Source organism: Streptomyces sp. NPDC060027, assembly GCF_042737005.1.
In the GTDB taxonomy this organism is placed as follows: Bacteria; Actinomycetota; Actinomycetes; order Streptomycetales; family Streptomycetaceae; genus Streptomyces.
The window spans coordinates 19,026-42,621 of sequence record NZ_JBHWVI010000044.1; the positions used below are offsets into that span (position 1 = coordinate 19,026).

General features: G+C 73.6%; 20 protein-coding genes and 2 pseudogenes. 14 read left to right on the forward strand and 8 right to left on the reverse strand.

The features are described 5' to 3' along the window. The first annotated feature begins 267 nt into the window (after positions 1-267). On the forward strand, positions 268-843 hold the full coding sequence (locus tag ACFWBT_RS14195) for a peroxiredoxin (protein WP_385699583.1): 576 nt from the start codon (positions 268-270) through the stop codon (positions 841-843). 595 nt (positions 844-1,438) lie between these two features. Here the strand turns inward: ACFWBT_RS14195 and ACFWBT_RS14200 are convergent. Further along, positions 1,439-2,737, reverse strand: a complete 1,299-nt coding sequence (locus tag ACFWBT_RS14200) for an MFS transporter (protein ID WP_385699521.1) — start codon at positions 2,735-2,737, stop codon at positions 1,439-1,441. Then, complete coding sequence (locus ACFWBT_RS14205) at positions 2,734-3,273, reverse strand: ArsR/SmtB family transcription factor (RefSeq protein ID WP_385699524.1); 540 nt, start codon at positions 3,271-3,273, stop codon at positions 2,734-2,736. Before ACFWBT_RS14205 ends, ACFWBT_RS14200 begins: the two co-directional genes overlap by 4 nt. 1,043 nt (positions 3,274-4,316) lie before the next feature. On the opposite strand from ACFWBT_RS14205, the gene ACFWBT_RS14210 reads away from it, so the two are divergent. Beyond that, complete coding sequence (locus ACFWBT_RS14210) at positions 4,317-5,147, forward strand: BTAD domain-containing putative transcriptional regulator (RefSeq protein ID WP_385699526.1); 831 nt, start codon at positions 4,317-4,319, stop codon at positions 5,145-5,147. A gap of 596 nt (positions 5,148-5,743) precedes the next feature. Further along, positions 5,744-6,334, forward strand: a complete 591-nt coding sequence (locus ACFWBT_RS14215) for a Uma2 family endonuclease (protein WP_385699529.1) — start codon at positions 5,744-5,746, stop codon at positions 6,332-6,334. Positions 6,335-6,892: 558 nt separating this feature from the next. Here the strand turns inward: ACFWBT_RS14215 and ACFWBT_RS14220 are convergent. Then, a pseudogene (locus ACFWBT_RS14220) lies at positions 6,893-7,057 on the reverse strand (transposase); the annotation flags it as partial. A 41-nt stretch (positions 7,058-7,098) separates the two neighbouring features. Here ACFWBT_RS14220 and ACFWBT_RS14225 point away from each other — a divergent pair. Both ACFWBT_RS14225 and ACFWBT_RS14230 read left to right on the forward strand, forming a co-directional pair. Continuing rightward, on the forward strand, positions 7,099-7,302 hold the full coding sequence (locus ACFWBT_RS14225) for a helix-turn-helix domain-containing protein (protein WP_385699585.1): 204 nt from the start codon (positions 7,099-7,101) through the stop codon (positions 7,300-7,302). Next, positions 7,272-7,757 (forward strand): annotated as a pseudogene (locus tag ACFWBT_RS14230) (RNA-guided endonuclease TnpB family protein); the annotation flags it as partial. The gene ACFWBT_RS14225 and the pseudogene ACFWBT_RS14230, both read left to right, overlap by 31 nt. On the opposite strand, the gene ACFWBT_RS14235 reads toward ACFWBT_RS14230, so the two are convergent. The 4 genes from ACFWBT_RS14235 to ACFWBT_RS14250 form a co-directional block, all read right to left on the reverse strand. Beyond that, complete coding sequence (locus ACFWBT_RS14235) at positions 7,714-7,950, reverse strand: hypothetical protein (RefSeq protein ID WP_385699532.1); 237 nt, start codon at positions 7,948-7,950, stop codon at positions 7,714-7,716. The pseudogene ACFWBT_RS14230 and the gene ACFWBT_RS14235 overlap by 44 nt on opposite strands. Before the next feature lie 285 nt (positions 7,951-8,235). Further along, the gene (locus ACFWBT_RS14240; protein WP_385699535.1) at positions 8,236-9,288 is read right to left on the reverse strand and encodes a BTAD domain-containing putative transcriptional regulator; all 1,053 of its coding nucleotides are present in this window, start codon (positions 9,286-9,288) and stop codon (positions 8,236-8,238) included. A 164-nt stretch (positions 9,289-9,452) separates the two neighbouring features. Further along, on the reverse strand, positions 9,453-10,625 hold the full coding sequence (locus ACFWBT_RS14245; RefSeq protein WP_385699538.1) for an LLM class flavin-dependent oxidoreductase: 1,173 nt from the start codon (positions 10,623-10,625) through the stop codon (positions 9,453-9,455). Between the two features lie 271 nt (positions 10,626-10,896). Further along, positions 10,897-11,121 (reverse strand): hypothetical protein, encoded by a 225-nt coding sequence (locus ACFWBT_RS14250; RefSeq protein WP_385699540.1) that lies wholly within the window; start codon positions 11,119-11,121, stop codon positions 10,897-10,899. 251 nt (positions 11,122-11,372) lie between these two features. On the opposite strand from ACFWBT_RS14250, the gene ACFWBT_RS14255 reads away from it, so the two are divergent. The 3 genes from ACFWBT_RS14255 to ACFWBT_RS14265 all read left to right on the forward strand — a co-directional run bounded on the left by ACFWBT_RS14255 (position 11,373) and on the right by ACFWBT_RS14265 (position 13,518). Then, positions 11,373-12,188, forward strand: a complete 816-nt coding sequence (locus ACFWBT_RS14255) for a BTAD domain-containing putative transcriptional regulator (RefSeq protein ID WP_385699542.1) — start codon at positions 11,373-11,375, stop codon at positions 12,186-12,188. A gap of 51 nt (positions 12,189-12,239) precedes the next feature. Next, positions 12,240-13,139 carry a thioesterase II family protein gene (locus ACFWBT_RS14260; RefSeq protein ID WP_385699544.1) on the forward strand — a complete coding sequence of 300 codons (900 nt, stop codon included), beginning with the start codon at positions 12,240-12,242 and terminating at the stop codon, positions 13,137-13,139. A 112-nt stretch (positions 13,140-13,251) separates the two neighbouring features. Then, complete coding sequence (locus tag ACFWBT_RS14265; RefSeq protein ID WP_266766287.1) at positions 13,252-13,518, forward strand: acyl carrier protein; 267 nt, start codon at positions 13,252-13,254, stop codon at positions 13,516-13,518. A gap of 390 nt (positions 13,519-13,908) precedes the next feature. On the opposite strand, the gene ACFWBT_RS14270 is transcribed toward ACFWBT_RS14265, so the two are convergent. Further along, positions 13,909-14,148, reverse strand: a complete 240-nt coding sequence (locus ACFWBT_RS14270) for a DUF6059 family protein (RefSeq protein ID WP_385699546.1) — start codon at positions 14,146-14,148, stop codon at positions 13,909-13,911. Positions 14,149-14,316: 168 nt separating this feature from the next. On the opposite strand from ACFWBT_RS14270, the gene ACFWBT_RS14275 reads away from it, so the two are divergent. From ACFWBT_RS14275 to ACFWBT_RS14300, 6 genes are all read left to right on the forward strand, one after another. After that, positions 14,317-15,267, forward strand: coding sequence for an MBL fold metallo-hydrolase (locus ACFWBT_RS14275; protein WP_385699549.1), 951 nt, complete (start codon positions 14,317-14,319; stop codon positions 15,265-15,267). Between the two features lie 692 nt (positions 15,268-15,959). Beyond that, complete coding sequence (locus ACFWBT_RS14280; RefSeq protein ID WP_385699551.1) at positions 15,960-17,561, forward strand: class I adenylate-forming enzyme family protein; 1,602 nt, start codon at positions 15,960-15,962, stop codon at positions 17,559-17,561. A 66-nt stretch (positions 17,562-17,627) separates the two neighbouring features. After that, entirely contained in the window at positions 17,628-19,634 is a 2,007-nt protein-coding gene (locus ACFWBT_RS14285; RefSeq protein ID WP_385699552.1) for an FAD-dependent oxidoreductase, read from the forward strand. Next, a complete protein-coding gene (gene fabG, locus ACFWBT_RS14290) occupies positions 19,631-20,434 on the forward strand; it encodes a 3-oxoacyl-ACP reductase FabG (protein ID WP_385699554.1) in 804 nt (267 codons plus the stop codon). Before ACFWBT_RS14285 ends, fabG begins: the two co-directional genes overlap by 4 nt. Before the next feature lie 68 nt (positions 20,435-20,502). After that, complete coding sequence (locus tag ACFWBT_RS14295) at positions 20,503-21,459, forward strand: aromatase/cyclase (RefSeq protein WP_385699557.1); 957 nt, start codon at positions 20,503-20,505, stop codon at positions 21,457-21,459. A 328-nt stretch (positions 21,460-21,787) separates the two neighbouring features. Continuing rightward, positions 21,788-23,590, forward strand: coding sequence for an acyl-CoA dehydrogenase (locus ACFWBT_RS14300; RefSeq protein ID WP_385699559.1), 1,803 nt, complete (start codon positions 21,788-21,790; stop codon positions 23,588-23,590). Positions 23,591-23,596 lie beyond the last annotated feature (6 nt).

The window sequence follows — 23,596 nt, forward strand, 5'->3', positions numbered from 1 at the left end:
GTACGCTCGCGCAGGAGATCCGGGCGGCTGCGGCCTCGGCGTCCTTGTGTCGAGGCGGCACAACCGTTTGCGGAATGCCTGGTCTTGGGGCACCGGCACGCGGACGACTGCCCGGCCGCGCCGGCCGGGTACCGGGATGCCGTCGACGGGGCTCACGCAGCGGATCGAGGGACTCACCGCCCGCCGGGCGGTGCTGGTGGCGCACCTGCACGAGGCCGCTCACCGCAACAGCAGCCGCCTTCACCGGATGGCGAAGGAGAGGAACCGATGACCGACTACACGAGCCTGCCTGCCGAGTTGCCCGTTCCCGAGGACGACGGCGCTGCGGCACACCTGCGCGGTGCGAGAATGCCGCACCTGGAACTCCAGGCCACCGACGGCGCGACGGTCGGCCTTGACGCGCTGGGCGCAGGTCGCACCGTGCTCTACGTCTACCCGCTGACGGGCCGCCCCGGCACCGATCTGCCCGAGGGCTGGGACTCCATCCCCGGCGCTCGTGGCTGCACCTCCGAGACGTGCGGCTTCCGCGACCACCACCAGGACCTGCTCGCGGCCGGCGCGGCCCAGGTGTACGGCCTCTCCAGCCAGGACAGCGACTACCAGCGTGAGGTCACCGAGCGGCTCCGGCTGCCGTTCCAGATGCTGTCCGACCCCGCACGGAGCCTGGCCCGGGCACTGGACCTTCCCACCTTCACCACCGGCGGGCTGACGCTGTACAAGCGGCTCACGCTGGTCATCGAGGACACCATGATCGAGCACGTCTTCTACCCGGTCTTCCCGCCGGACAAGCACGCCGACCAGGTCCTGGCCTGGCTCAGCGGCAACGCCCACCGGCCCTGCTGAACCTGGACGGCGGCGTGCGCCCGGAGACGGCGGCGGCCGACAACCCTCGTACTCCGGCATGGCCTTCGGCCTGTACAAGATGCTCGGCTTGCTTCGCCCCACGCTTCCGCGACCTGGCCGACCTGGCCGACCAGCGGTTCTGGCGAGCCGGCCTGCCCGACGGCGACGGGCCGGCCGACGGCGAGGGGCCGGCCGACGGGTACGGGCCGCTGGAGGCGGCCGTGGCCTGCAGCAAGGTCAACCTGAAGGAGATCGCCACACACCGGCCGGACATGCTCCGACTGGCCGGGTCGCGCTCGTCACCGACCAGGTCCGGGCCTGCCTGCGCCCTGCTGCGGATGTTCGGCCCGCGAAGGGCACCCGACCCCGCCGGGGACCGTGTTCGCCGAGTACGGGCGCCCGAACAAGACCATGCACCTGCTCGCCCTGACATCAAAGCCGGCGGTCCCGCCGGGGCCCTGTGCCCCTTCCGGGGCCCGGACGCCTCCGGGGACGACGAGGACGGACGGCCGGCAGCACCGACCCGCTCCAGCCCCTCGTTGCGCCCCGCGGGGGGCCTGGCACCCGCCTTGTTGTGACGCCTTCGCGGCAGGGGTCACAGCACGGCGGGTGCGCTCTCCTGGGCGGGGTCCTTGGATGCCGGGTGGTGATCCGGACCGTCGGCCGGGGCGGCGGCACGCAGCGCCGCTTCGACCCGGCGGTTGCTGGTCATGGATGCCGTGACGGCCGTCATCGCCAGGAGGAGGCCGGCGGCGGCGTAGAGCGGGGTGCGGATGTCGTAGGCGGTGGCCAGCCAGCCGCCGAGGAAGGCCCCGACGGGGGCGGCGCACATGGCCAGCATGCGGGAGGTGGAGGCGACCCGGCCCATCAGGCGGGCGGGGACGATCGCCTGTCGGAGGGAGGGCGCGAGCACCATCGTGGCGCCCATGCCGGCCCCGCAGACGGCGAGCGCCAGCCCGGCGACGTAGGGGTTCGGGGCGGCGGCCAGGCCCAGGACGGCAAGCCCTTCGACGGCGGCCGTGCAGGTCAGTGCGGTGCCGGTGCCGAGTCGCCGGCCGAGGTAGGAGGCGATGCCTGCACCGAGCAGGCCGCCGGTGGCCTCCGCTGTGAGGAGCAGGCCGAAACCGTAGGTGCCGATGCCCAGGCGGTCGTGCGCGAAGAGGGCGAGGACGGTCTCCACAGCGAGGAAGGCGACGTTCCCGACCGCCGGGCGCAGCGCCAGCCCGAGCAGCACCCGGTCCCGGAAGACGTACGAGGCCCCGGCCCGCGCCTGCCCAAGCAGCGACTCGCGGACCTCCGGCACGGGCCGGGGCGTGGCGGGCAGCGTACGGACGAGCAGCGCGGAGAGCAGGAACGACACCGCGTCGGCGAGCAGCGGAACCGCCCGCCCGAGCGCGAGCAGCGCACTGCCCGCGGGCGGCCCCGCGAAACCGGACATGGCGGTCTGGGCGCCGCGCAGGCGGGAGTTGGCGCGCTCCAGGAGCGCGGGGTCGCGGCGGAGCAGATCCGGCAGGTAGGCCGTGGCGGCCGTGTCGAAGAACAGCCCGCCGAGGCCGAGCAGGAAGGCGGTGGCCGCGAGCAGCGGAATGCTCAGCACGTCGAGCGCGGCCGCTGCTGCCGGTATCGCGAGGAGCACCGCACGCGCCGCGTCCGCGACCCACATCGTGCGCCGGCGGTCCCAGCGGTCCACCAGCGCACCGCCGAGCACCCCGAAGAGCAGCCACGGCAGCGTCCCGGCGGCCGTGACGACGGCGAGCGCCATCGGATCCCGCGTCAACATCAGCGCGAGCAGCGGCAGCGCGGCATGCGACACCCCGTCACCGAGCGAGGACACCGTCTGCGCAGTCCACAGCCGTCCGAACCCGGCCGGCAACTTCCGGACACCTGAGGTCACTTGGCACCTCCCTCGGCCTGCTCGCGCCGTGCCGGGTGGAACAGTGCGAAGACGAGTGACGCGTCCGGCAGCGACGGATCGGACAGCTCCCGGTACTCGTCCGCCAGTGCCTGCAGCCGCGCCCCCAGCTGCGCGAACTGCTCCTCGGTGAGCCGCAGATGCGCCATCCGCACGTGCCGCTCGCCGTCCGCCGGCGACGCCTCCAGGTCCGCCACCGCATGGCGCATCAGCACATCCGGCCCTCCTTCGCCCGGATCCGGCAGCGCGATCGCCCGCGCGGCCATCGCGTAGTACCGCTCGGTGACCCCCCGCACCTTCCGTGTCCGTACCACCTTCACCAGGCCGGCCCGCTCCAGCAGCCGCACGTGATAGCTGGAACTCCCCTTCGCAAGGCCCACCCGCTCGGCGATCTGCGTGATCGTCGCCGGCTCGAAGCGGAGCACGGCCATGATCCGGTGGCGCGTGAGACTGGAGACGGCGCGCAGCTGCTCGTCGGTGGTGACGTGAAACGTCTCGGGAAGATCGTCGGTAGGCATGCGAGCAATGGTCAACGATTCTTGACCATTGCGCAAGGGGACGTTCGCGGACTTCCGGAATCTGCCGTCCGGCACGCGGCCTTCCGTCAAAGCCCGGCTCCACCGCTGACCTCCTCCGGCGGCTCGGTCAAGGCGGCAATCGAGCGGGGCAGCATGAACACCGCGACCGGCCACGCCTGTCGGTGGCTGTTCCCGGGCCGCCGAGCCGGGTAACCGGTCCATCCCGACGTCCCGGGCGGCCGGTACCCGCGCCCCGTTCCCGGTGCGGGCGGGGCAGGTGAAGGCGAACGTCCGGCGGCACATTGAACAGACCGTCCGGTCTGATTCGAGAGGGTTCCGGCTCCTCCCGCGACCGCCCTCCCCGCCCGCTCCAGCGCGGCACGACCGCCGGCGCAGCCCGCGGATCCCCGGGGGCGCAACCCGCGGGACCGGGGCGCCGGCCGGGCGGCACCCCCGCGTCCCGCACGGGAAGCGAAGATTGCACACGGGAATAACATCTGAGGCGGCGCGTGTCCCCCTGCCCGGCGCGGCGACCCGTGGACGCGGCCGGTCCGGCCGCCGGCACCCCGCCCCGCACCCCCTCGTGATCGCACGCCGGCGCCCCCGGAACCCTCGACCACCCGCCCGTATCATCCTGCTGTGCTGGCAAGTTGAGTGTCCGGTCGGCCTGTGCTTCGGGCCGGCGGCGGGCGGGCCGGGGCCGGGGTGCGGGTGTCGCCGGGGGCGGGCGGCCTGCCCGTGCCGCTCCGGCCGGCGCGCGGCGCCGGAGCGTTGCGAAGTCTGTCGCGAACGCAATCGGTTGCGGGTGGCGGCCGGGTGCGGGGGAGGGGTGCGGGGGAGGGGTGCGGGCGGGGGTGCGGCGGGTGCATCCGGCGTGCGGGCGGGGGGTCTTGGGGAAAAGATGACTGCCCGCCCGGATTGACAAACCGTCTATGCTGTTTTTTTATCGGTGTGGGACAGATGCCGCAGCACGCCCGCTCCGGTGCCGGCGCGCTGACCCCGTTGCACGCGCCGACCTGCCTGCATCCAACAGGGGAGAAACGATGGACATCGAAGTACTGGGCCCGCTGTCGGTGCGGGAGCACGGCATCCCCATCGCGCCGACCGCGCCCAAGCCCCGGCAGGTGCTGGCTCTGCTCGCGCTCAACGCGGACCACGTCGTCCCGGTGTCCACACTGATAGAGGAGCTGTGGGACGAGAACCCGCCCCGCAGCGCCCGCACCACACTGCAGACCTACATCCTGCAGCTGCGCGAACTCATCGGCGCGGCACTGCTGCGCGGCGGCGACGAAGGGACCCGGGCCAAGGACATCCTGGCCACCCTGCCGGGCGGCTACCGGCTGGAGACCCGCGGCGGCACCCTGGACTTCCAGGAGCTGGAACGGCGCGCGGGGGCCGGCTACCGGGCCATGGACGCGGAGGACTACGCCGGTGCCGCCAAACGGCTGCGCGAGGCACTGTCGCTGTGGACCGGCACCGCGCTCGCCGACGTCCAGGCCGGCAGCCAGATCACCCTGGAGGTGAGCCGGCTGGAGGAGACCCGGCTGTGCGCCCTGGACCAGCGCATCGAGGCCGACCTGCGGCTCGGCAACCACCGCGGACTGCTGTCCGAACTGACCGTGCTGGTCAGCCGGTACCCGATGCACGAGAGCCTGCACGGCCAGTTCATGCTCGCCCTGTACCGCTCGGGCCGCCGCGGTGAGGCCCTCAACGCCTACCAGCGCCTGCGCACCACGCTGGTGCGGGAACTGGGCCTGGAGCCGTCCACGGCGCTCGGCAGGCTCCAGCGGTCCATCCTCATGGCCCACCCCGAGCCCACCCTCACGGCCGGACCGGAGAACCCGGCCGCACGCCTCGTCGGCCGGATGGCCTGACCGCCCCGGCATCTCCGCCCGCACCCGCCGCGCCGCCTTGAATGCCTCCCCGCCTTCGCGGCCGGACCCGGTCCCGCACCCGCGGCGGCTGCCACCTCCGAGCGACCCCTCCCTCCCGATGACCCCCGTCCGGGAGGGAGGGGTTCACCCATGCCGCGATCGACCCGCCTCTGTCAGGCCCACTCGGTGTCCGGGGCGTCGGGGGTGCCCGGGCGGTGTGGCCAGTGGTCGCGGCAGGGTCCCGCTCCTTGATGCTGAAAAGCCTCGCTGTCCGGTCGCGCCCGGTCCATCACGTGCGGCAGTCCGCCCGCATCCGCGTCCGCTCCCGGCAGGCCCTGCGGGCGCAGCCCGTAGCGGTGGCGGCGCTGCTCGACGCGAAGGGCCCGGGATCGTGCCGGTGGCGCACGGCTACGGCATCTTCCCCTCCCCGGCCGCCAGTGAATCGCTGCGGAACTCGCCGTTGCCGGAGCACCGCTTGGGGCCGCGGCCCCAGCCGATGAGGCGCTTGCTGCCAGCGCACCCGGTCGAGGGCCGCTGCGGCCTGCGCGGTCTCCTCGGTCACTCCGGTGATATTCCTCCGACGATATCGTCTACGAATGGACTATCGCCGGATGCGGGACTACGCGGACCAGTTGCTCGCCGCGTCTGGCAGTGAGCCCTGGAAGCTGGAAATCACCAGCGACCAGATCGTCATGATGAGGAGTCCCGTCGGCCGGCATCTGGGCCTCGTACGGTCCTTGCGGACCCAGCTCGATGCTCAGCTTCCCGACACGAATCCGGGCTACCTCGCCGACGGTGACGCCGACCTGGAGGACGCATCCCTCGGTGTCAGGCGCGTCCCGGACCTGATGGTCTTTCACGAAGACCTCCTCGAGCGGGATGATCCGGCACGGCCGAGCGACGTTCTCATGGTCTGCGAGGTCGTGTCGCGGGCAAATCCGGAGAACGACTACGAGGGAAAGCTCCGCGACTACCCGGCCATGGGCATCCCGCACTATCTGATCGTCGATCCCCGGAACGGGACAGTCCACGCCCACTCCGAGCCCTACGCCGCTCCCGAAAGCCCCAGCTATGCCGCGCATCGGCAGTACCCGTTCGGCAAGACCGTCGAGATCGGCCCGTGGCGGATCGACACCAGCGGGTTCACCCGCTACGGCGACAGCGGGACCGGCAATGACCCTCGCTGAGCTGCGTCGAGCCCAAGGCCTGACACAAGTCCAGGTGGCGGCCGTCATGGGGATCCAGTAATCGAACGTCTCCCGGATCGAACGGACGCCGTTTCAGCAGCTGGAGCTGCCTACCATCCAGCGCTACCTCGCAGCTGTGGACGGCAGGTTGCGCCTGATGGCCGACATCGGTGGCCACACCGTCGAGCTCAGCAACGTGCCGGTCGCCGCGTCCCGATAGCGCTGTCTGCGCAGGCGCCCTGATGGCCGCTGGCCGCGGCTGATGCTCCCGCGTCATTCCCCGGGATCGTCCAGGTACATCCGGCCCGGGTCGGGCGTCGTTCGCATCTCGGTCATCAGCTGACGGCCGGCCTCGCGGAACGCCTCGTCGCCGAAGAGGGCCACGGCCAGAGCCACGCCGTCGGGGGCGTACAGGGGCCGGCCGGCGACATCGGCGGGCCGCACCCGTTCCCGCGTCGGCTCCAGACGCTCGTGCCGCTCGCATGCCTGCCGGATCACCGTCTCGCCCTTGCCGGTGACGGCCGGAAGGACGGCGGTGGGTGCGAACCCGGAAACCCTTTCGCCGTTGAACTCCCTCAGCTCCGCGTCGAAGTCCTCGCACACCTTGCGCATGACCTCTTCGCAGCGCGTCAGCATCTCGTCGTTCATGACTCCACGCCGATACTTGGTGACGAACACCAAGTGTGTATGCAGGTTGAAGACGACTGTTCGACCCCTGCGGATATCGGGGTTTGGTTTTCATCGTGGTGACATACGCCAGCGGTATGGTGATCGTCGTGCAGCTTCGGTACAGCTTCCGCCTGTACCCGACGGCTGGTCAGCGTGCTGCGTTGGCGCAGGCGTTCGGGTGTGCGCGGGTCGTCTTCAACGACGCGTTGCGCGTCCGCGAGGACGCCCGCAGGGCGGGGCTGGCGTTCGTCACCTCGGCGGAGCTGTCCAAGCGATCGCCGTGGAAGACCTGGCGGTGAAGGGACTCGTGCGTACGCGCCTGGCCAAGTCCGTCCACGACGCCGGATGGTCGGCGTTCGTGAGCATGCTGGAGTACAAGGCCGCCCGGTACGGGCGCACCTTCTTGAAGATCGGCCGGTTCGAGCCGACCTCCCAGGTGTGCTCACACTGCGGCGTCAAGGACGGCCCCAAGCCCCTCAACGTCCGCATGTGGACATGTGGGGCATGCGGGGCGGTCCTCGACCGGGACATCAACGCGGCGGTCAACGTCGCCAAGGCCGCCGGACTGGCGGTGTCAGCCTGGGGAGCGCAGGTAAGACGGGTATCCGTGCCCGCACAGCGCAGCGAAACAGGAACCCACCAAGAGCTACCCACCGCGTCGCCGCGGTGGGAGCAGATTGGAATCCCGGACCTTTCGGCCCGGGAGGATGTCAATCCGTGGGATCCTGCTCGATGCGCCGTGCCGCACGCTTGACCGCCTGCTCGACGTCGTACCGGCTCGCCCCGCTCTCGGCCGCGTGCGCGGTGATCGCGGCCTGCACCGCGGCAGACGCCTCGCGACACGTCTTCCACTGCGCGTCGTACTCCTCGCCGGCGAGTCCCGCCACGCGGGCGCGCTCCTGCTCGGCGATCCGCTCGAGGTTGATCAGTTCATCCGGGATGTCCACGGCCGGAGTGTAGGCCGGGCACGGGGCAGCACCCGGCCGGGCGCGCGGGCCGAGGACCGGGGGCTGGAGTGATGGTGGGGTGTCACGTACGCCCCGCTGCCCGCACATCTGCCTGCACCGGCCCCCTGCCCGGAGCCACCGAGTCCGACATGCAGGATCTCCCGCGTGGTCTCGGCCTGAAAGACACGAACGCGTGGCCCGCGTCGGATGACGGCCGCCAGCACCGTTCTGCAGCCGCGCGGTGTCGCCCGCGGCCGCACCCGCGGGGCCCGGCCGGGCTGCCGGCTACTGGCCCGCCGCCCGCTGGGCGACCAGCTGGTCGAAGCGGCGCATCAGGGCGTGCTGTTCCGCGGAGAGCGATTCGATGCGGTGCTGCAGCCGGGCCAGTTCCCCGCTCAGGCTCAGGACCGTCGCGTCGGGTCCGGCGGTCCCGGCCGGCAGCGGGGGCAGGGCCGGCAGCGGCATCGGGTGCACCGACGCCAGGGGCCCGTGTCCGGCCGGCGGCCGGGGCGGTGCCAGGTCAGGGTCGTGCCGCAGGATCGCGTCCAGCCGCCCGCGCAGGGCGGCCCCCGGCTCCACACCCAGCTCACGCACCAGGCGCCGGCGCGCCCTGTCGTACACACCCAGCGCCTCCGCCTGGCGTCCGCACCGGTACAGGGCCACCATCAGCAGGTCGTGGAACCGCTCCCGCATCGGGTGATCGGCCGTCAGTTCCTCCAGCTCGCCGATGATCTCGTCGTGCCGGGCCGCCCGCAGACACGCGTCGTAGAGCGTCTCCAGAACGGTGAGCCGCTGTTCCTCCAGCCGCGCCGCCTCGGCCGCGCAGATCCCGCCCCGGGCGCTGCCCTCCAGCGCGGGACCCCGCCACAACGCCAGCGCGGCGCGCAGCAGTTCGGCCGCATGCCGCGGATCGGTGGCGGCGGCCGCCCGGCCCCGGGCGGCCAGCTCCCTGAACCGCTGCGCGTCGCTCGCACCCGGGCCCGGGCGCAGGAGGTAGCCGGGCGGGCGCGTCACGAGCCACTCCCGGTGCCGCCCCACCGCCCCCGCCCCCGGCCCTGGACCGGGTCCGGGCCAGGGTCCGGGTTCCGGCCAGGGTCCGGGTCCGGGTTCGGGTACGAGCCGGCGCAGCCGGGCCACATGGGCCTGCAGCGCGTTCGCCGCGTTGGCGGGCGGACGGTGCCCCCACAGTTCGTCGATCAGCTGGCGGACGGGCACGACGTGCCCGGATCTGGCGACGAGCGCGCCCAGCAGGGCGCGTTGCTTGGTGCCCGCCGGAAGGATCCTCAGACCGGTTCGCTCGTCCTGGATCTCCACGGGACCGAGAATGCGGAACTGCATCTCTTCCTCGTATCTTCCTCGCGGCTGCCCGGACCGGCCCGGTGACGGCACGCCGCGCACGGTGCCCACTCCTCAGCCGGTACGGGCCGGCCGCCACTCGACCGGACAGGCCTTCGCCGGCCGGACGCGGCCGGGCACATCCCCGGCCCGCGCCTTTCGGCCTCTCACGCCGCGGCCGCCGACGCCACCGCCGGACCGCCACCGGCAGTACCGGCAGCAGCAGCGCCGGCGGTGCCGGCCGAGGCGGGGGCGGGGGCGGGGGAGTGGGTGAAGGCGGGGGCGACCTCGGCGGCGAACAGCTCCATCGCGCGCACCGCGCGCCCGTAGGGCAGATGCCCCGGGTTGAACTGCAGGCTCAGACAGCTGCCGGAGCCGTACCAGGCGCGGATCGTCTCGATCTGCGCGCGCACGTCGTCGGGCGTGCCGGCCAGGACCTGGTGGCCGGCCAGCGCCCGGTCGAAGTCGTAACCACCGCCGTAGCCGTAGCCGTCGTGATCGTGTGCCGTGGCGCCGGAGGCTGCGGGCAGCGGGCGCCGCACGTCCGCCCGGAAGGCCCCCGTGCCCGCGCCCGTGCCGGCGCCGGCGGTCAGCCGTGCGCAGTGGTCCTCGCCGGCACGGGCGGCCGCCAGGGCCACCTCCCGGTCCGCACCGAGATAACAGGTGTAGGCGATCTGGACGCGGCCCTCGCCCCGGTGGCCCGCGGTCCGCCACGCCGCGCGGTAGGCCCCCGTCATCCTCTGCGCCTGCCGGCCGCCGCCCGGGACGGGGGAGAGCTGCAGATGACGGCCCCGGGCGCCCGCCCGGGCACACGACCCGGCGTCTGCCGCTCCTTCGACGAACACCGGCGGATGCGGGCGCTGGCAGGGCAGCGGGAAGCCGGTCACCGGGCCGAAGCGGTACACGTCGCCCTCGAAGCGGACCTCCTCGCCGCTCCACAGCGCGATGCACGCCTCGACGGTCTCCTCCACGGGGGCGGCACTGTCCGGCGCCGGCACGCCGAACAGCCCGGACCGCGGATTGCCGTGAACGAAACCGGCGTCGAGACGGCCGTGCGAGAGGTTGTCGAGCAGGGCCAGACGCGCGGCGATCTGCACGGGGTGCGCGAACGGGGAGACGGCCACGCCGGCCACCAGCCGGATGCGGCGGGTCTGCGCGGCCGCCGCCGTCAGGAACACCACCGGGTCGGGGCTGTAGCCGCCGCACGCGGAGCCGTAGTGCTCGCCGGTCCGGACGTGGGCGAAACCCAGTTCCTCGGCGAGCTCGACCAGCTGAAGACTCTCGTCGTAATAGGTGCTCGCGCTCTTCCGCGCCGGGTCGACGGCCGGGAAAAAGTTCACACCGAATTCCATCAGGGGCTCCGTCCCGTGATCCGTTTCCGGCCTGCCGGAAAAACCTGAAAAGACTCCTCGGGCACCGGACCATAGACGCAGCGGGGCGGCCGCGGGAAAAACACGGGACAAACACGAGCGTCTCTCGAGGAACCGTGTGCGCGGCCTCGAGGAAACCCTCCCGGGCGACCATGCGCACAGCCCCGGAGAAATCTCTCCCGAAGGGCCGTGCGGTCAGCCGCCGGCGGCGGACGGCCGGGAGAGGGCCGTCAGCTGGCCGTCAGCCGGCCCTCAGTTCGGGAAATCCCACCTCGGTCCCGCGCCGGTGCCACGCGGCGAGCAGCCGCAGCGCACCGGCCGCGTCCGGCCCGTGGCCGGCCGCCTCCCCCTCGCCCGGGGACCCGGACGGCTCCGTCCCTGTGGCGCGGGCGGCCAGCTGCCGCAGCAGCTGCCGGGTCAGGGGGTCCGCGCCCGTCGGCACACCACGCTGCGCACGGCTATCCATGGAAGGGAAGCTAATGGCGCCCAGAATTTTCCGGAAGACCCTGCCGGACACCGTGTCGAAAGGTCAGTGCGATGTCAGCGCCTTGTCAGGAACGGATGTGTGGAGAACTGCTCGAAGGCGTCTGGAGGATGACGCCGCGAAAGACTGAGAGAGGCTACGGTTCGTCTCGTCCCCGGCTGGTGAGGAAAAGACAGGAATTATCTGAGCGGCGCAAAATCGACGCCCAATTGGATACCGGTACGGAGGAGACCATGAAGATTCAGGTTCTGGGTCCGTTGAGTGCCGCCGTCAACGGGATGTCGATCGTTCCGACGGCGGGCAAGCCCCGGCAGATCCTCGCACTGCTCGCGCTCTACCCGGGACGGGTCGTGCCCGTACCCACGCTCATGGAGGAGATCTGGGGAACCGAACTGCCGCAGAGCGCGCTCACCACCCTGCAGACCTACATCCTCCAGCTGCGCCGCAGGCTGGGCACCGCCATGGGACCCGGCGCCCCCGGCGCCGCCAAGGACGTGCTGGCCACCCGGCACGGCGGCTACCTGCTGCAGATACCCTCCGAAGCCGTCGACGTACGCGAGTACGAGCGGCTGGTGACCCAGGGACAGCAGGCCCGCGACGAGGACGAACAGGCGGCCGGCGCCTACCGGGCGGCTCTGGACCTGTGGCAGGGCCCCGCACTGGTCGACGTACGCGTCGGCCCCATCCTGTCCATCGAGGTCATGCGGCTGGAGGAGAGCCGCCTGGTCACCCGTGAACGCCGCATCGACGCCGACCTGCGCCTGGGCCGGCACGTCGAGGTCATCGCCGAACTCACCGACCTGATCGCCCGCCACCCGCAGCACGAGGGACTGCACTCCCAGGCCATGGTCGCGCTCTACCGCTCCGGCCGGCAGGCCGCCGCACTCGGCGTCTACCACCGGCTGCGCAGCCGGCTCATCGAGGAACTCGGCGTCGAACCCGCACCGCAGCTGCAGCGCCTGCACCACGCGATGCTCGCCGTCGACCCCAAGCTCGACATCCTGCGCGGGCCGCGCCGCTCCTCCACGTTCGACCTGTACGCCGCCTGACCCGACGTCCGGTTCAAGCCGTTCTCCAGAGGGGTCGGCGAGGCTCGGCCCATGGACGTAAGGCTGTACTGCTTCGCGCACGCCGGCGCCGGGGTGTCGAGCTTCGGCCGCTGGCAGCAACTCTGCGGCCCCGGCATCGACGTCGTCCCGCTGCTGATGCCGGGGCGCGGCAGACGGCGCCGCGAACCCCGGGCGACCGACCGCGACGGGCTGCTGGAAGACCTGCTCGGCCCGCTCGCCGACGCCGCCGACCAGGGCCCGTACGCGCTCTACGGGCACAGCCTCGGCGGCATGGTCGCCTACACCCTCACCCGTGCCCTGCTCGACGCCGGCCTGCCCGCACCCGCCCTGCTGGCCGTCGGGGCCTGCCCCGCCCCGCACCTCGCCGCCGCCCGCACCGCCACGCCCGGCCAGACCACCGACGGGGACCTGCTGAGTCTGCTCGGCGCGCTGGACGGCGCCCCGGACACACCGCTCACCGGGCCGGGCAGCGTCTGGCACCGCACTGTCCTGCCCGTGCTGCGCGACGACCTCGAACTGGCCCGCGCGCTGCGCACCGCCGCCGTCGACGACGACGGGGCAGGCCCCCTGCCGGTGCCCGTGCTCGCCGTCGGCGGGCGCGCGGACCCCGTGGCCGGCCCCGCCGCCCTGGACGGCTGGCAGCGGTGGACCAGCGGCCGCCTCGTGCGCCGCACACTGCCGGGCGGCCACTTCTTCGTACGCGGCCCCGAACTGCCCCGCCTCATCGGGCGCGCCTGCCGCGTGGCACACCGCCTCACACCCGCACCCGCACCCGCACCGACACCCGCACCCGCACCCGCACCGACACCCGCACCCGCACCCGCACCGACACTCGCACCGACATCTGCGCCCGCACCGACATCCGCGCCCGCACTCTCACCGGGACTCCGGCCGGCCGTAGAACCCCTGCCGGCCGCGGGGCACCGGTGAGGGGGCGGGCGCCACGGCCCGCCCCCGCCCCGGCCGCCCGGCCGTCCCGGGCCGCCCAACTGCCCCCCGTCCACCGCCCGCTGACCCGCCCGCACAACCGAACGGAGAGATCATGAACCGCCTTGAGCTCAGCGACCTGAAGACCCTGCTGCGCGAGTGCGCCGGCGAGGAGGAGGGCGTCGACCTGGACGGCGACGTCATCGACGTCCCGTTCATGGAACTCGGCTACGACTCGCTGGCCATCCTGCAGACCGCCGGTTACATCGAGCGGGACCACGGCATCACCCTGGACGAGGACGCACTCGAGGAGGCCGACACACCACGCGCCTTCCTCGCCCTCGTCAACGGCGCACTGTCCGCCGCTCGGGCTGTCGCCTGAACCACGACCGGACCGACCGGGCCGACTGGACCGGCCGGGCGGGCCGGACCGACCGACCGGGCAGGCCGGGCGGGCCGGGTGCGGATGACCGGGCCGGGCCGGGTGACCTGCCCGGGCCGGGCAGGCTACGCCCGGCCACACGTCCGGCCACAACGCCCGGGTACAACGCCCGGCCACAACGCCCCCGTTCGGGCCCGCGTCCATGCCGCGCCCATGCCCGCGCCCATGCCCGCGCCCATGCCCGCGGCCGGGCCCGCGGCCGGGCCCGCGCTCCCGCGGCCCGCGCCCGGGCAGCGCCTGAGCAATGGCTGAGCCCGTGTCCGTCCGCGGCGCCGGACCGGGACCGGCCGTCTCTGTGCGGCCTCCAGGCGCCCGCCGCTGTCGCTGCCCTCAGCCCTCGGCGCGGGAACGCCAGTGGATGTCCAGTTCCCGGACCAGGGCCAGTTCCAGTGACGTCAGCGGCACATCCGGGCGCAGCCGCTCGGGGTGGCCCTGGGGCGGCCGCGCCAGCGGCACCTTCGGGGTGCGGGCCCGGTGCATCTCACCCAGCACGTGGTGCAGTCCCGCTGCGGCAAGGGCGGGCCAGACCCGCCGCAGCAGACGGGACGGCCATCGGCGGCGCTCGCTCATCCTGGCTCCCCTTTTCTTCCCGGTGGACCGGTCGTGGCCGCAACGCTCTTAGGAAACGGTCGACAACCGGTCGAGAGCCGCTCGCGCGGCGGGTTCGGCCGCTGTCCACCGCGCCGCGAGGCGGACTTGGCAGGCTCGCCGGACCGAGAACTGCGTGAGGAGACCGGCGTGCGCCCCAGCCCCCCAGTCCGCACCCCGGTGACCGTGCCCGCTCCGGCCGGCCGCGTCACCGAGATCGCGATAGGCGTGCACGCCTATCTCCAGCCACCCGGCGGCTGGTGCCTGAACAACGCGGGCATCCTCGTCTCCGGCGGCCAGAGCGCCCTCGTCGACACCGCCGCGACCGAGACCAGGGCCCGCAGCCTGCGGGCCGCCGCACTGGAACTGAACCCGGCGCCGCCGCGCACCGTGGTCACCACGCACTTCCACGGCGACCACGCCTTCGGCAACTTCGTCTTCCCCGAGGCCCTGGTGATCGGCCACGAGCGCACCCGCACGGAGATGACGGCGGCCGGACTGCACCTCAAGAGCCTGTGGCCGCAGGTGCGGTGGGGCGACATCGAACTCGCGCCGCCCACCGTGACCTACCGCGACCGCCTCACCCTCCACGTCGGTGAGATCCGCGCCGAACTGGAGCACGTCGGGCCCGCCCACACCTCCAACGACACGGTGGTCTGGCTGCCCGCGCACAAGGTCCTGTTCACCGGCGACCTCGCCATGAACGGAGTGACCCCCTTCTTCCTGATGGGCTCCCTCGCCGGATCCCTGGCCGCCATCGAGCGGCTGCGCGCGTACGGCGCCACCACCGTCGTACCCGGTCACGGAGCGGTGTGCGGACCCGAGGTGTTCGACGCCGTCGAGGGCTACCTGCTCCTGGTGCGCCGGCTCGCGCAGGAGGGCGTACGGGCCGGCCGGACCCCGCTTCAGACGGCACGCGGCGCACACCTGGGACGCTACGCGCGCCTCCTGGACCCGGAGCGGCTGTCCGCCAACCTCAGCCGCGCCTACGCCGAACTCCAGGGCCTGCCCGCCGACGCCCCGCTGCCCCTGCCCCAGAAGCACGCCGCACTCGATGAGATGACCGAGTTCAACGGCGGACCGCTCTGCTGCCTGGCCTGACCAGACCCACCCCGGCCCGGCCCCCGGCCCGCCCCGAGCTGCTCTGAGGGCCGGATCGAGCGACCCTGCGCAGACACGGCACACCAACACGTCTGTGCCGCACACGTCTGCACACCACACGTCTGCACACCACACGTCTGTGCCGCACATGTCCGTGCCCGCACACGTCCGGCCGCACGGGCCGGTACGACGAAGCCGGCGTCCCCGTGAAGTCGGCGTCCCCCGTGAAGCCGACGTCCGTCCTCCGTGAGGCGGCGTCCCGGCGCAGGCGTTCGACGCCTGCCCGCCCATCACCACGCCCGGTGTGGCCCGGCGCGGTGATGGGGCCCCATCCGGTGCGCGGGCGCTGCCGCACCCGGGTGCGTGTGCCGCCGTATCCGCGCGGACCGGGGCGGCGAACTCGGAGGCGTACGGGGCCAGTTCACCGCGCGTGCACGGGCTCAGTCCAGGCACCGCGCCCGGGTCGCGCACCGCACCGTGCCGCACCGCACCGTGCCATGCCGCACCGCACCGCACCGCACCGTGCCGGGGGCGGCCCGTTGGCTGTGCCGGTTCTCCTGGGGTTCTGCGGCCGCGGTCGAGCGGGTTTCGAACATCTCTCGAGTCCGGGACCTGAGCGTGGGGCGTACCACCACGTCAAGCCGGCCCGTCGACGCGCCGGAGCCGACCCGTCGCAGAGGGGGCCGCCCACCGTGCCGCACTTCACGTGCCCGCAACTGTCATGGGACGGACTCCTGCGCCGCGCCGCCGCGCGCGCCCCGCACGCGCCCGCCCTCACGACCGGGCGGGGGACGGTCACCTTCGGGCAGCTCGACGCCCACGCCGACCGGATCGCCCGGTTCCTCGCCGCCCGTACGGCGGGCCGCGGCCCGGTCGTGGTCGGTGTGGCCGCCTGCCTCGACGCGCTCTTCCCCGCCGCCGTCTACGGCACCAGCCGCAGCGGCAACACCGTCGCTCTGATCAATCCGCTGGCCGACGAGAGCACCCTGCACCACCTGTGCACCGCCGCCGGCATCGAGATCGCCCTGGTCCCGGCCGCCGTCGCCGAGCCGCTGGCGAGGATCCGAGGCCGGCTGCCCCTGCTGCACACCGTCCTGGTCACCGACGCCGACGCCGGCGGGGCCGTCCCCGAGGGCGCCCTCGCGCTGCACACCGTCCTGGACACCGTGTCCGGCGAACCGTACGCGAGCGCCGCACCGGACCTGTCCGCGGTGGTCTGCCTGCAGTTCACCACCGGGACCACCAGACGTCCCAGGGGAGTGCGGCTCACCCACCGCAACCTTGTCGCCAACGCCGCCCAGACCGCCCTGGCCCAGGGCCTGGGGCCCGGCTCGGTCACCCTCAACCACCTGCCGCTGTTCCATCTCATGCATCTCAACTCCGCGGTGTACGCGGGGGCTTCGCAGGTTCTGTGCCACGACCCGGACCCGGTGGCCTCGCTCGCGCTGGCCGCCCGGGCGGGTGCCACCCACTACTACGGGCTGCCCGCCCGGCTGCACCGGCTCGCCGCCGACACGCGGCTGGACACGGCCCGGGAGGGAATCCCGGCCGGCCCGCGGCTGACCGCGCTCATGTCCGGCGGCACCGCGCTGGCCCCCGGGGCCGCCCGCCGCCTGAGCCGGGCGCTCGGCGTCCCCGTGATCCAGGGCTACGGCCTGGCCGAACTCTCCCCGCTGTCCCATATGCAGCGCCCCCACGACCCCGTGCTGCCCGGCGCGGTCGGCCCGCCCCTGCCCGGCACCCGATGCCGTGTCGTGGACCTCCGCTCCCGTACCGCGGTCCCGGCCGGAACCGCGGGAGAGGTGCAGGTGCGCGGACCCCAGGTGATGGCCGGCTACCTGGACGACGGCGAACCGTCCCCCATCGACGCGCAGGGCTGGCTGTCCACCGGTGACGTCGGCCTGCTCGACGACGACGGCCGCCTCTTCCTGGTGGACCGGATCGACGACGTCTTCACCTGCGACGGCCAACTCGTCTCACCCACCCGCGTCGAACGCGTCATCGCCGAGGACCCCAGGGTCGCCGACTGCGCCGTCGTGGCCTGGCCGGACGCGGAACACGGCGCCGTCGTATGGGCGGGCATCGTCCTGTGCGGGCCGCCCGGAGCCGCCCGGCACACCGCGCGCACGCTGGAGGCGGTCGTCCGCGACGCCAACGGGCGGCTGACCCCCGGCGAGCGGATCCACCGGGCCCAGGCCCTGGACGCCGTGCCCCGCACCCGTACCGGAAAACCCGAACGGCAGGCGCTGCGGGAGTCCGTGCGCGCCCGCGCCGCCGCCGAAGCCGGCGCCTGAACCCCGGCCCGGCATCCCGCCCGGCATCCCGCCCGGCGCCCGGGCCGCCCGTCCGACAGGAGACCCATGGTGACCTCTGTGCACAAGCCGACCCCCGGTTTCGACGTGCTGGTCGTCGGGGCCGGGCCGGTCGGTCTGACCGCCGCCCATGAACTGGCCCGCAGGGGCCTGCGGGTGCGGGTCGTCGACGCCGCGCCCGGACCCGCCCGCACCAGCCGCGCCGTCGCCGTCCACCCGCGCACCCTGGAGACCTTCGACCAGATGGGAACGGCCGAGGACATGCTCCGCCACGGCCGCCGCAACCGGGCCTTCACCATGTACGCCACCGGCCGGCGCCTGGTCCGTCTCGAGGCCGACTACGCCTCGATGCCCACCCGCTACCCGTACACCCTCATCATCGAGCAGACCCGCACCGAGGGCGTGCTGCGCGAAGCCGTCGCCCGGCTCGGCGTGCGGGTCGAATGGGGCGTGCGTCTGGCGGGGTTCGAGCAGGACGCGACGGGCGTACGGGCACGGCTGGTCCACACCGACAGCCCCCGCCCCCGTACCCGCAGCCGCGACAGCGACAGCGACAGCGACGGCGACGGCGACGGCGACGGCGCCGAGAGGCGCGAGGGGCGGGCAGAGCGGGAAGAGCCCCAGGAACGCGAGGGGCCCCAGGCGCGCGAGGTGCGCGCGGGGCGGGGGGAGTGGGAGGAGGTCTGCGCGGTGCCCTGGCTGGTGGGCTGCGACGGTGGCCACAGCACCGTCCGCAAGACCCTCGGCCTGCCGCTGGTCGGCGAGAGCCGCGACACCTGGATGCTCGCCGACGCCCCCGTCCGCATGGACCTGGCGCCCGACACCATCTACTGGGTCCACACCGGCGGCCAGGCCCTGATGATGGTCCCCTACGCCCGCGAGGGCCACTGGCGCCTGCTCGACACGGCCCCCCCAAGCCATGACGGGAGGGGGAGCGCCGAACGGTTCAGCGCCAGGCTCTCCCGCGGCCTGGGCACCGGTGTCCAGGTCGGCGAGTCGGAGTGGACGTCCGTGTTCACCTTCCAGCAGCGGATGGTCCCGCGGATGCACGAGGGCCGTGTGTTCGTCGCGGGCGACGCCGCCCATGTGCACAGCCCGGCGTCCGGGCAGGGCATGAACACCGGCATCCAGGAGGCGTACAACCTCGCCTGGAAACTCGCCGCCGTCCACCACGGGCACGCGCGGCGCCCGCTGCTCGAGTCCTACGGCCAGGAACGGGTCCCGGTCGGGCGGGCGCTGCTGGACTCGACGCGCACCGCCACCTGGCTGGTCCAGTTCAAGAACGCCCTGGCCGCGGTCGGGCTGCCGCTGGTCTTCGCGGTCGTGCGCAACGCGCCGTGGCTGCGCCGCGCCATCCAGCGCAAGGTGCTGGGCGGCATGTCGGGGCTGCGCCTGCACTACGCCGGATCGCCCCTGACCACGCCCGCCGCCACCTCCCGTACCCGCCCGCGCCGCCGGCCGGTGCCCGCGCCGGGCGAACGCGCCTCCGGCGCGGCCACCGCCGGCGACGCATTGGTCCGCGAACTGCGCGACGTGCGCTGGTCCCTGCTCCTGGCCCACGCCCACGACAGCGGGAGTGACAGCGGCAACGACCACGGCAACGACCGCGACCACGGCAGTGACCGCGGTGGCAGTGGCACCGACCGCGGCAGTGGGAGTGGGAGTGGGAGCGGGAGTGCTGCGCTGCGCACGGCCCGTGAGGCGGAGCGCCGCTACGGGGCCTGGCTGTCCGTGCGCCGCGTCGGCGGCCGTACGGGACCGACAAAGCTGCCCGACGCGGACGGCGCCCTGCCTGACGCGGACGGCGCGCTGCGTGCCGCCCTGGGGCTGGTGGCCGAAGGGTCCTGGGTGCTGGTGCGGCCCGACGGCTACCTCGCCGCACGCGGCGAGGCGCTGACCCTCGCGGCGCTGGAGCGGGCGCTCGCCCCGGTCCACCCCGTCGCCGCCCGGGATGCAGCGCCTCTCGAGCGGTCCTCCGGCAGCCGTCGAGCCGTTCAGGACACGGTCGAGACGAACAGCCCAGCAGGCGCCACGGAAATGGAGAGAACACGATGACGTCATCCCCGCCCGCCCCCTCGCCCGCCCAGCCGGCCGCCCTGGTCACCGGCGCGACGAGCGGCATCGGGCTGGCCGTCGCCCGCGACCTGGGCCGCCGCGGCCACCGTGTCTTCATCTGCGCGCGCAACCCCGAGCAGGTCAAACAGGTCGTCGAGGACCTGCGCGAGGAAGGCCTGGACGTCGACGGCACCGCCGCCGACGTCCGCTCCGCCCCGTCCGTCGCCGCGCTCGTACGGGCCGCGGTCGAGGCCTTCGGCCCGATCGGCGTCCTGGTCAACAACGCCGGGCGCAGCGGCGGCGGACCGACCGCCGACCTCTCCGACGAACTCTGGTACGACGTCATCGACACCAACCTCAACAGCGTCTTCCTGCTCACCCGCGAGGTCCTCAAGAACGGCGGCCTGGCCGGCACCCGAGGCGGCCGCATCATCAACATCGCCTCCACCGCCGGCAAGCAGGGTGTCGTGCTCGGCGCCCCCTACTCCGCCTCCAAGCACGGCGTCGTCGGCTTCACCAAGGCGCTCGGCAAGGAACTCGCCCCCACCGGCGTGACCGTCAACGCGGTCTGCCCCGGCTACGTCGAGACACCCATGGCCCAGCGGGTCCGCCAGGGCTACGCCGGCGCCTGGAACACCACCGAGGAACAGGTCCTGGAGCAGTTCGAGGCGAAGATCCCGCTCGGCCGCTACTCCACCCCCGAGGAGGTCGCCGGCCTCGTCGGCTACCTGACCACCGAGCACGCCGCGTCCATCACCGCCCAGGCCCTCAACGTCTGCGGCGGCCTGGGCAACTTCTGAGACCCGCCCGCCCCGAACCGAACCGTCCGTGAACCCGTCCGTGTGATCCCCAGAGCGAGGAGTGGGACATGTCCGCCGAGCGAGTGCACCGCACCACGCACCAGGTGATCGTCGCCGCGCCGGCGGGCGTGGCGTACGGGCTGATCTCCGACGCCCCCCGGTGGCCGCTGTTCCTGCCGCCCACCGTGCACGTGGAGCAGCTCGACTTCGACGGCGACCACGAGCGGCTGCGCATGTGGGCCACCGCCAACGGCCACGTCACGTCATGGACCTCACGCCGCACCCTGGACCCGCAGCGGCGGCGGATCACGTTCCGCCAGGAACTGCCCGCCGCCCCCCTGCGCTCCATGACCGGCACCTGGACGGTCGAGGCACTCGGCGCCGACCGCTCCCGGCTGACCCTGCAGCACGACTTCACGGTCACCGGCGGCCACCGTGAGGACGTGGCCTGGGTGCGGCGGGCCACCGACACCAACACCCGTACACAGCTGGAGAGCCTGCGCGCGCTCGCCGAGCGCTGGGGCCGCCTGGACGACCTGGTCCTGTCCTTCGAGGACACGGTCCGCGTGCCCGGACCGGCCGAACTGGTCTACGACTTCCTCTACCGGATCGGCGACTGGCCCGAGATGCTCCCGCACGTCACCCGCCTGGACTTCACCGAGGACGAACCCGGCATCCAGTCCCTGTCCATGGACACCCGCACACCGGACGGCCGCACCCACACCACCCGGTCCGTGCGGGTCTGCTTCCCGCACGCCGGACGCATCGTCTACAAGCAGACCGCCACCGCACCGCTGATCGCCGCGCACACCGGCGAATGGTCCGTCGTCCCCGACGAGAAGGGCGTCACGCTCATCGCGCAGCACCATGTCGTGCTGCGCGAGGAGGACATCACCACGGTGCTGGGCGAGCACGCGGACGTGGCCGGGGCCCGCCGCCATCTGCGCCAGGCCCTGGGCCGCACCAGCACAGCGGTCCTCGACCTGGCCGGCCGGCACGCCCGGAACGCGGTCACCCTCCTTTGAATCCTCCCCAGCTGAAGCAGGGGGATTCCTGGCTCACGCTGCCTGCGGGTCAGCGACCCGACAGGTCTTCCGCGATCAACACCAGCCGGGTTGAAACCAGCCCGGTTTGATACTGAAGCTCGGAGGCGCATGTGCTGTCCTGGCTCTCGATCAGCACGGTGTGCGCGCTTGGTTCTCGCACCGCACGGCGTGCAGCCTACCCACTCAGGCGAACGGTGTTCCGTCCTTGGGGCGACATCCCGTTCCCTGCCCTGCTTCCGATTCTCCCCCGCAAGCGGGAGGTACCCCCACCCCGGCCTGAAGGCCGAGGCATCCTCGGAGGAACCCGGTGAGGGCCGCCCCCGGCCCCCCGGCCACCCTCGGCCCCCCGGCCACACCCGGCGTCGGCGGCGGCGACGGTGGTGCGGGGTCCGACGGTGCCGAGCGGGCCGCGTGGATCGAGGAACTCCTCGGTGACCCGGCCGACCCGCGCAACCCGCACGGCCACCGCGCGCTCCTCGACGCCGACGAACAGCGCCGCACCCCGCAGGCCACCGAGGCACTGCTCACCGACGCCGGCCTCGCCGCCGAGTTCGTCCCCCGCCGCCTCGGCGGCCGCCTCGCCCGCCCCGACACCCTGGCCCGCGTGCTGCGCCCGCTCTTTCGCCGCGACGTCGCCCTCGGCTTCGGCTACGGCATCACCGCCCTGTTCGGCGCGTCCGCCGTCTGGGCCGCGGGCAGCCGGCAACAGCGCGAGCGCACCGCCCGCCACCTGCTCCACGGCGACCACGACGGCGGCGGCGGCCGGGTCACGATCCTGCACCACGAACTGACCCACGCCAACGCCATCCTGCGCGACGAGTTCACCGCACGCCCCGCACCCGGCGGCGGCTTCGTCCTGGACGGCCGCAAGGACGTCATCATCAACGCCGACCGGGCCCGCGCCTTCGTCATGTACGCGCGCACGGCCACCGAGCCCGGCCCGCACAGCCACTCCGTGCTGCTCCTCGATCCCGACCAGCTCCCGCCCGCCCGGCTGCGCCGCCTGCCGCGCGTGGCCACCCCCGGCATGCGCGGCAACCGCTTCGCGGGACTGGAGTTCACCCACTGCCCCGTCCCCGCCACCGCCCTCGTCGCCGGCACCGGCGACGGACTCCCGCTCGCCCTGCGCACCTTCATGGTCAACCGCTGCCTGATCCCCGCCGCCCTCGTCGCCGGCGTCGACAGCGCCCTGCGGCTCGCGGTGAGGGCCGCGACCACCGGCCGCACCACCGGGCAGCCGGCACGCCGTCACCAACCGGTCCTCGCCGGCGTCTTCGCCGACCTGCTGGCCTGCGACGCCATGGCCGTCACCGCCCTGCGCACCCTGAGCCTGCTGCCCGACAGCGCCCACCTGGCGGCCGCCGCCGTCAAACTGGCCACCCAGGACGTGCTGCGCGAGAACCTGGACGAACTGGCCACCGTCCTGGGCGCCCACGGCTACGACCGCGGACCCCTGTACGGCGGCTTCCAAAAACTCGGACGCGACCTGCCCGTCGCCGGACTCGGCCACGCCGGCAGCGCCGCCTGCCAGGCCGTCCTGGTGCCACGGCTGCGCGCCCTCGCCCGCACCTCGTGGTTCCGTACGCCCGAACCCGCCCCCGCCCTGTACCTGCCCACCGCCGCCGTCCCCGACCTGGACTACCGCAGGCTGTCCCTGACGGGCGGCGACGACGTCCTGACCGCCACCCTCATCGGCGCCGCCCGCCGGCTCGGCCCGCAGCGCACCGCCGGCCCGCAGCGGGCGGCACTCGCCGACCTCGCGGACACCTTCGTCCAGGAGATGCGCACCCTGCGCGAGCAGTGCGGCCACCTCCCCGAAGCCGTCCACGACACCCTCGCCGACCCGCGGGCCTGCACCCTCCTGGACCGCTACGTCCTGGTGCTCGCCGCCGCCGCCTGCCTGGGCGTGTGGGAGGGCCACCACCACACCGGCACCTTCCTCGCCCAGCCGGCCTGGGCGGTGCTGGCCCTGTCCCGGATCGGACGCCGGCTCGGCCTCCCCGTCCCCGAACCGCCCCACGGCGTCGTGCAGTCGGTCCTGGAGGAAGCACTCCTGCGGTTCGCCCGAAACCGCAGCTTCGACGTGTACGACACACCCCTCGCAGGCTAGGAGACA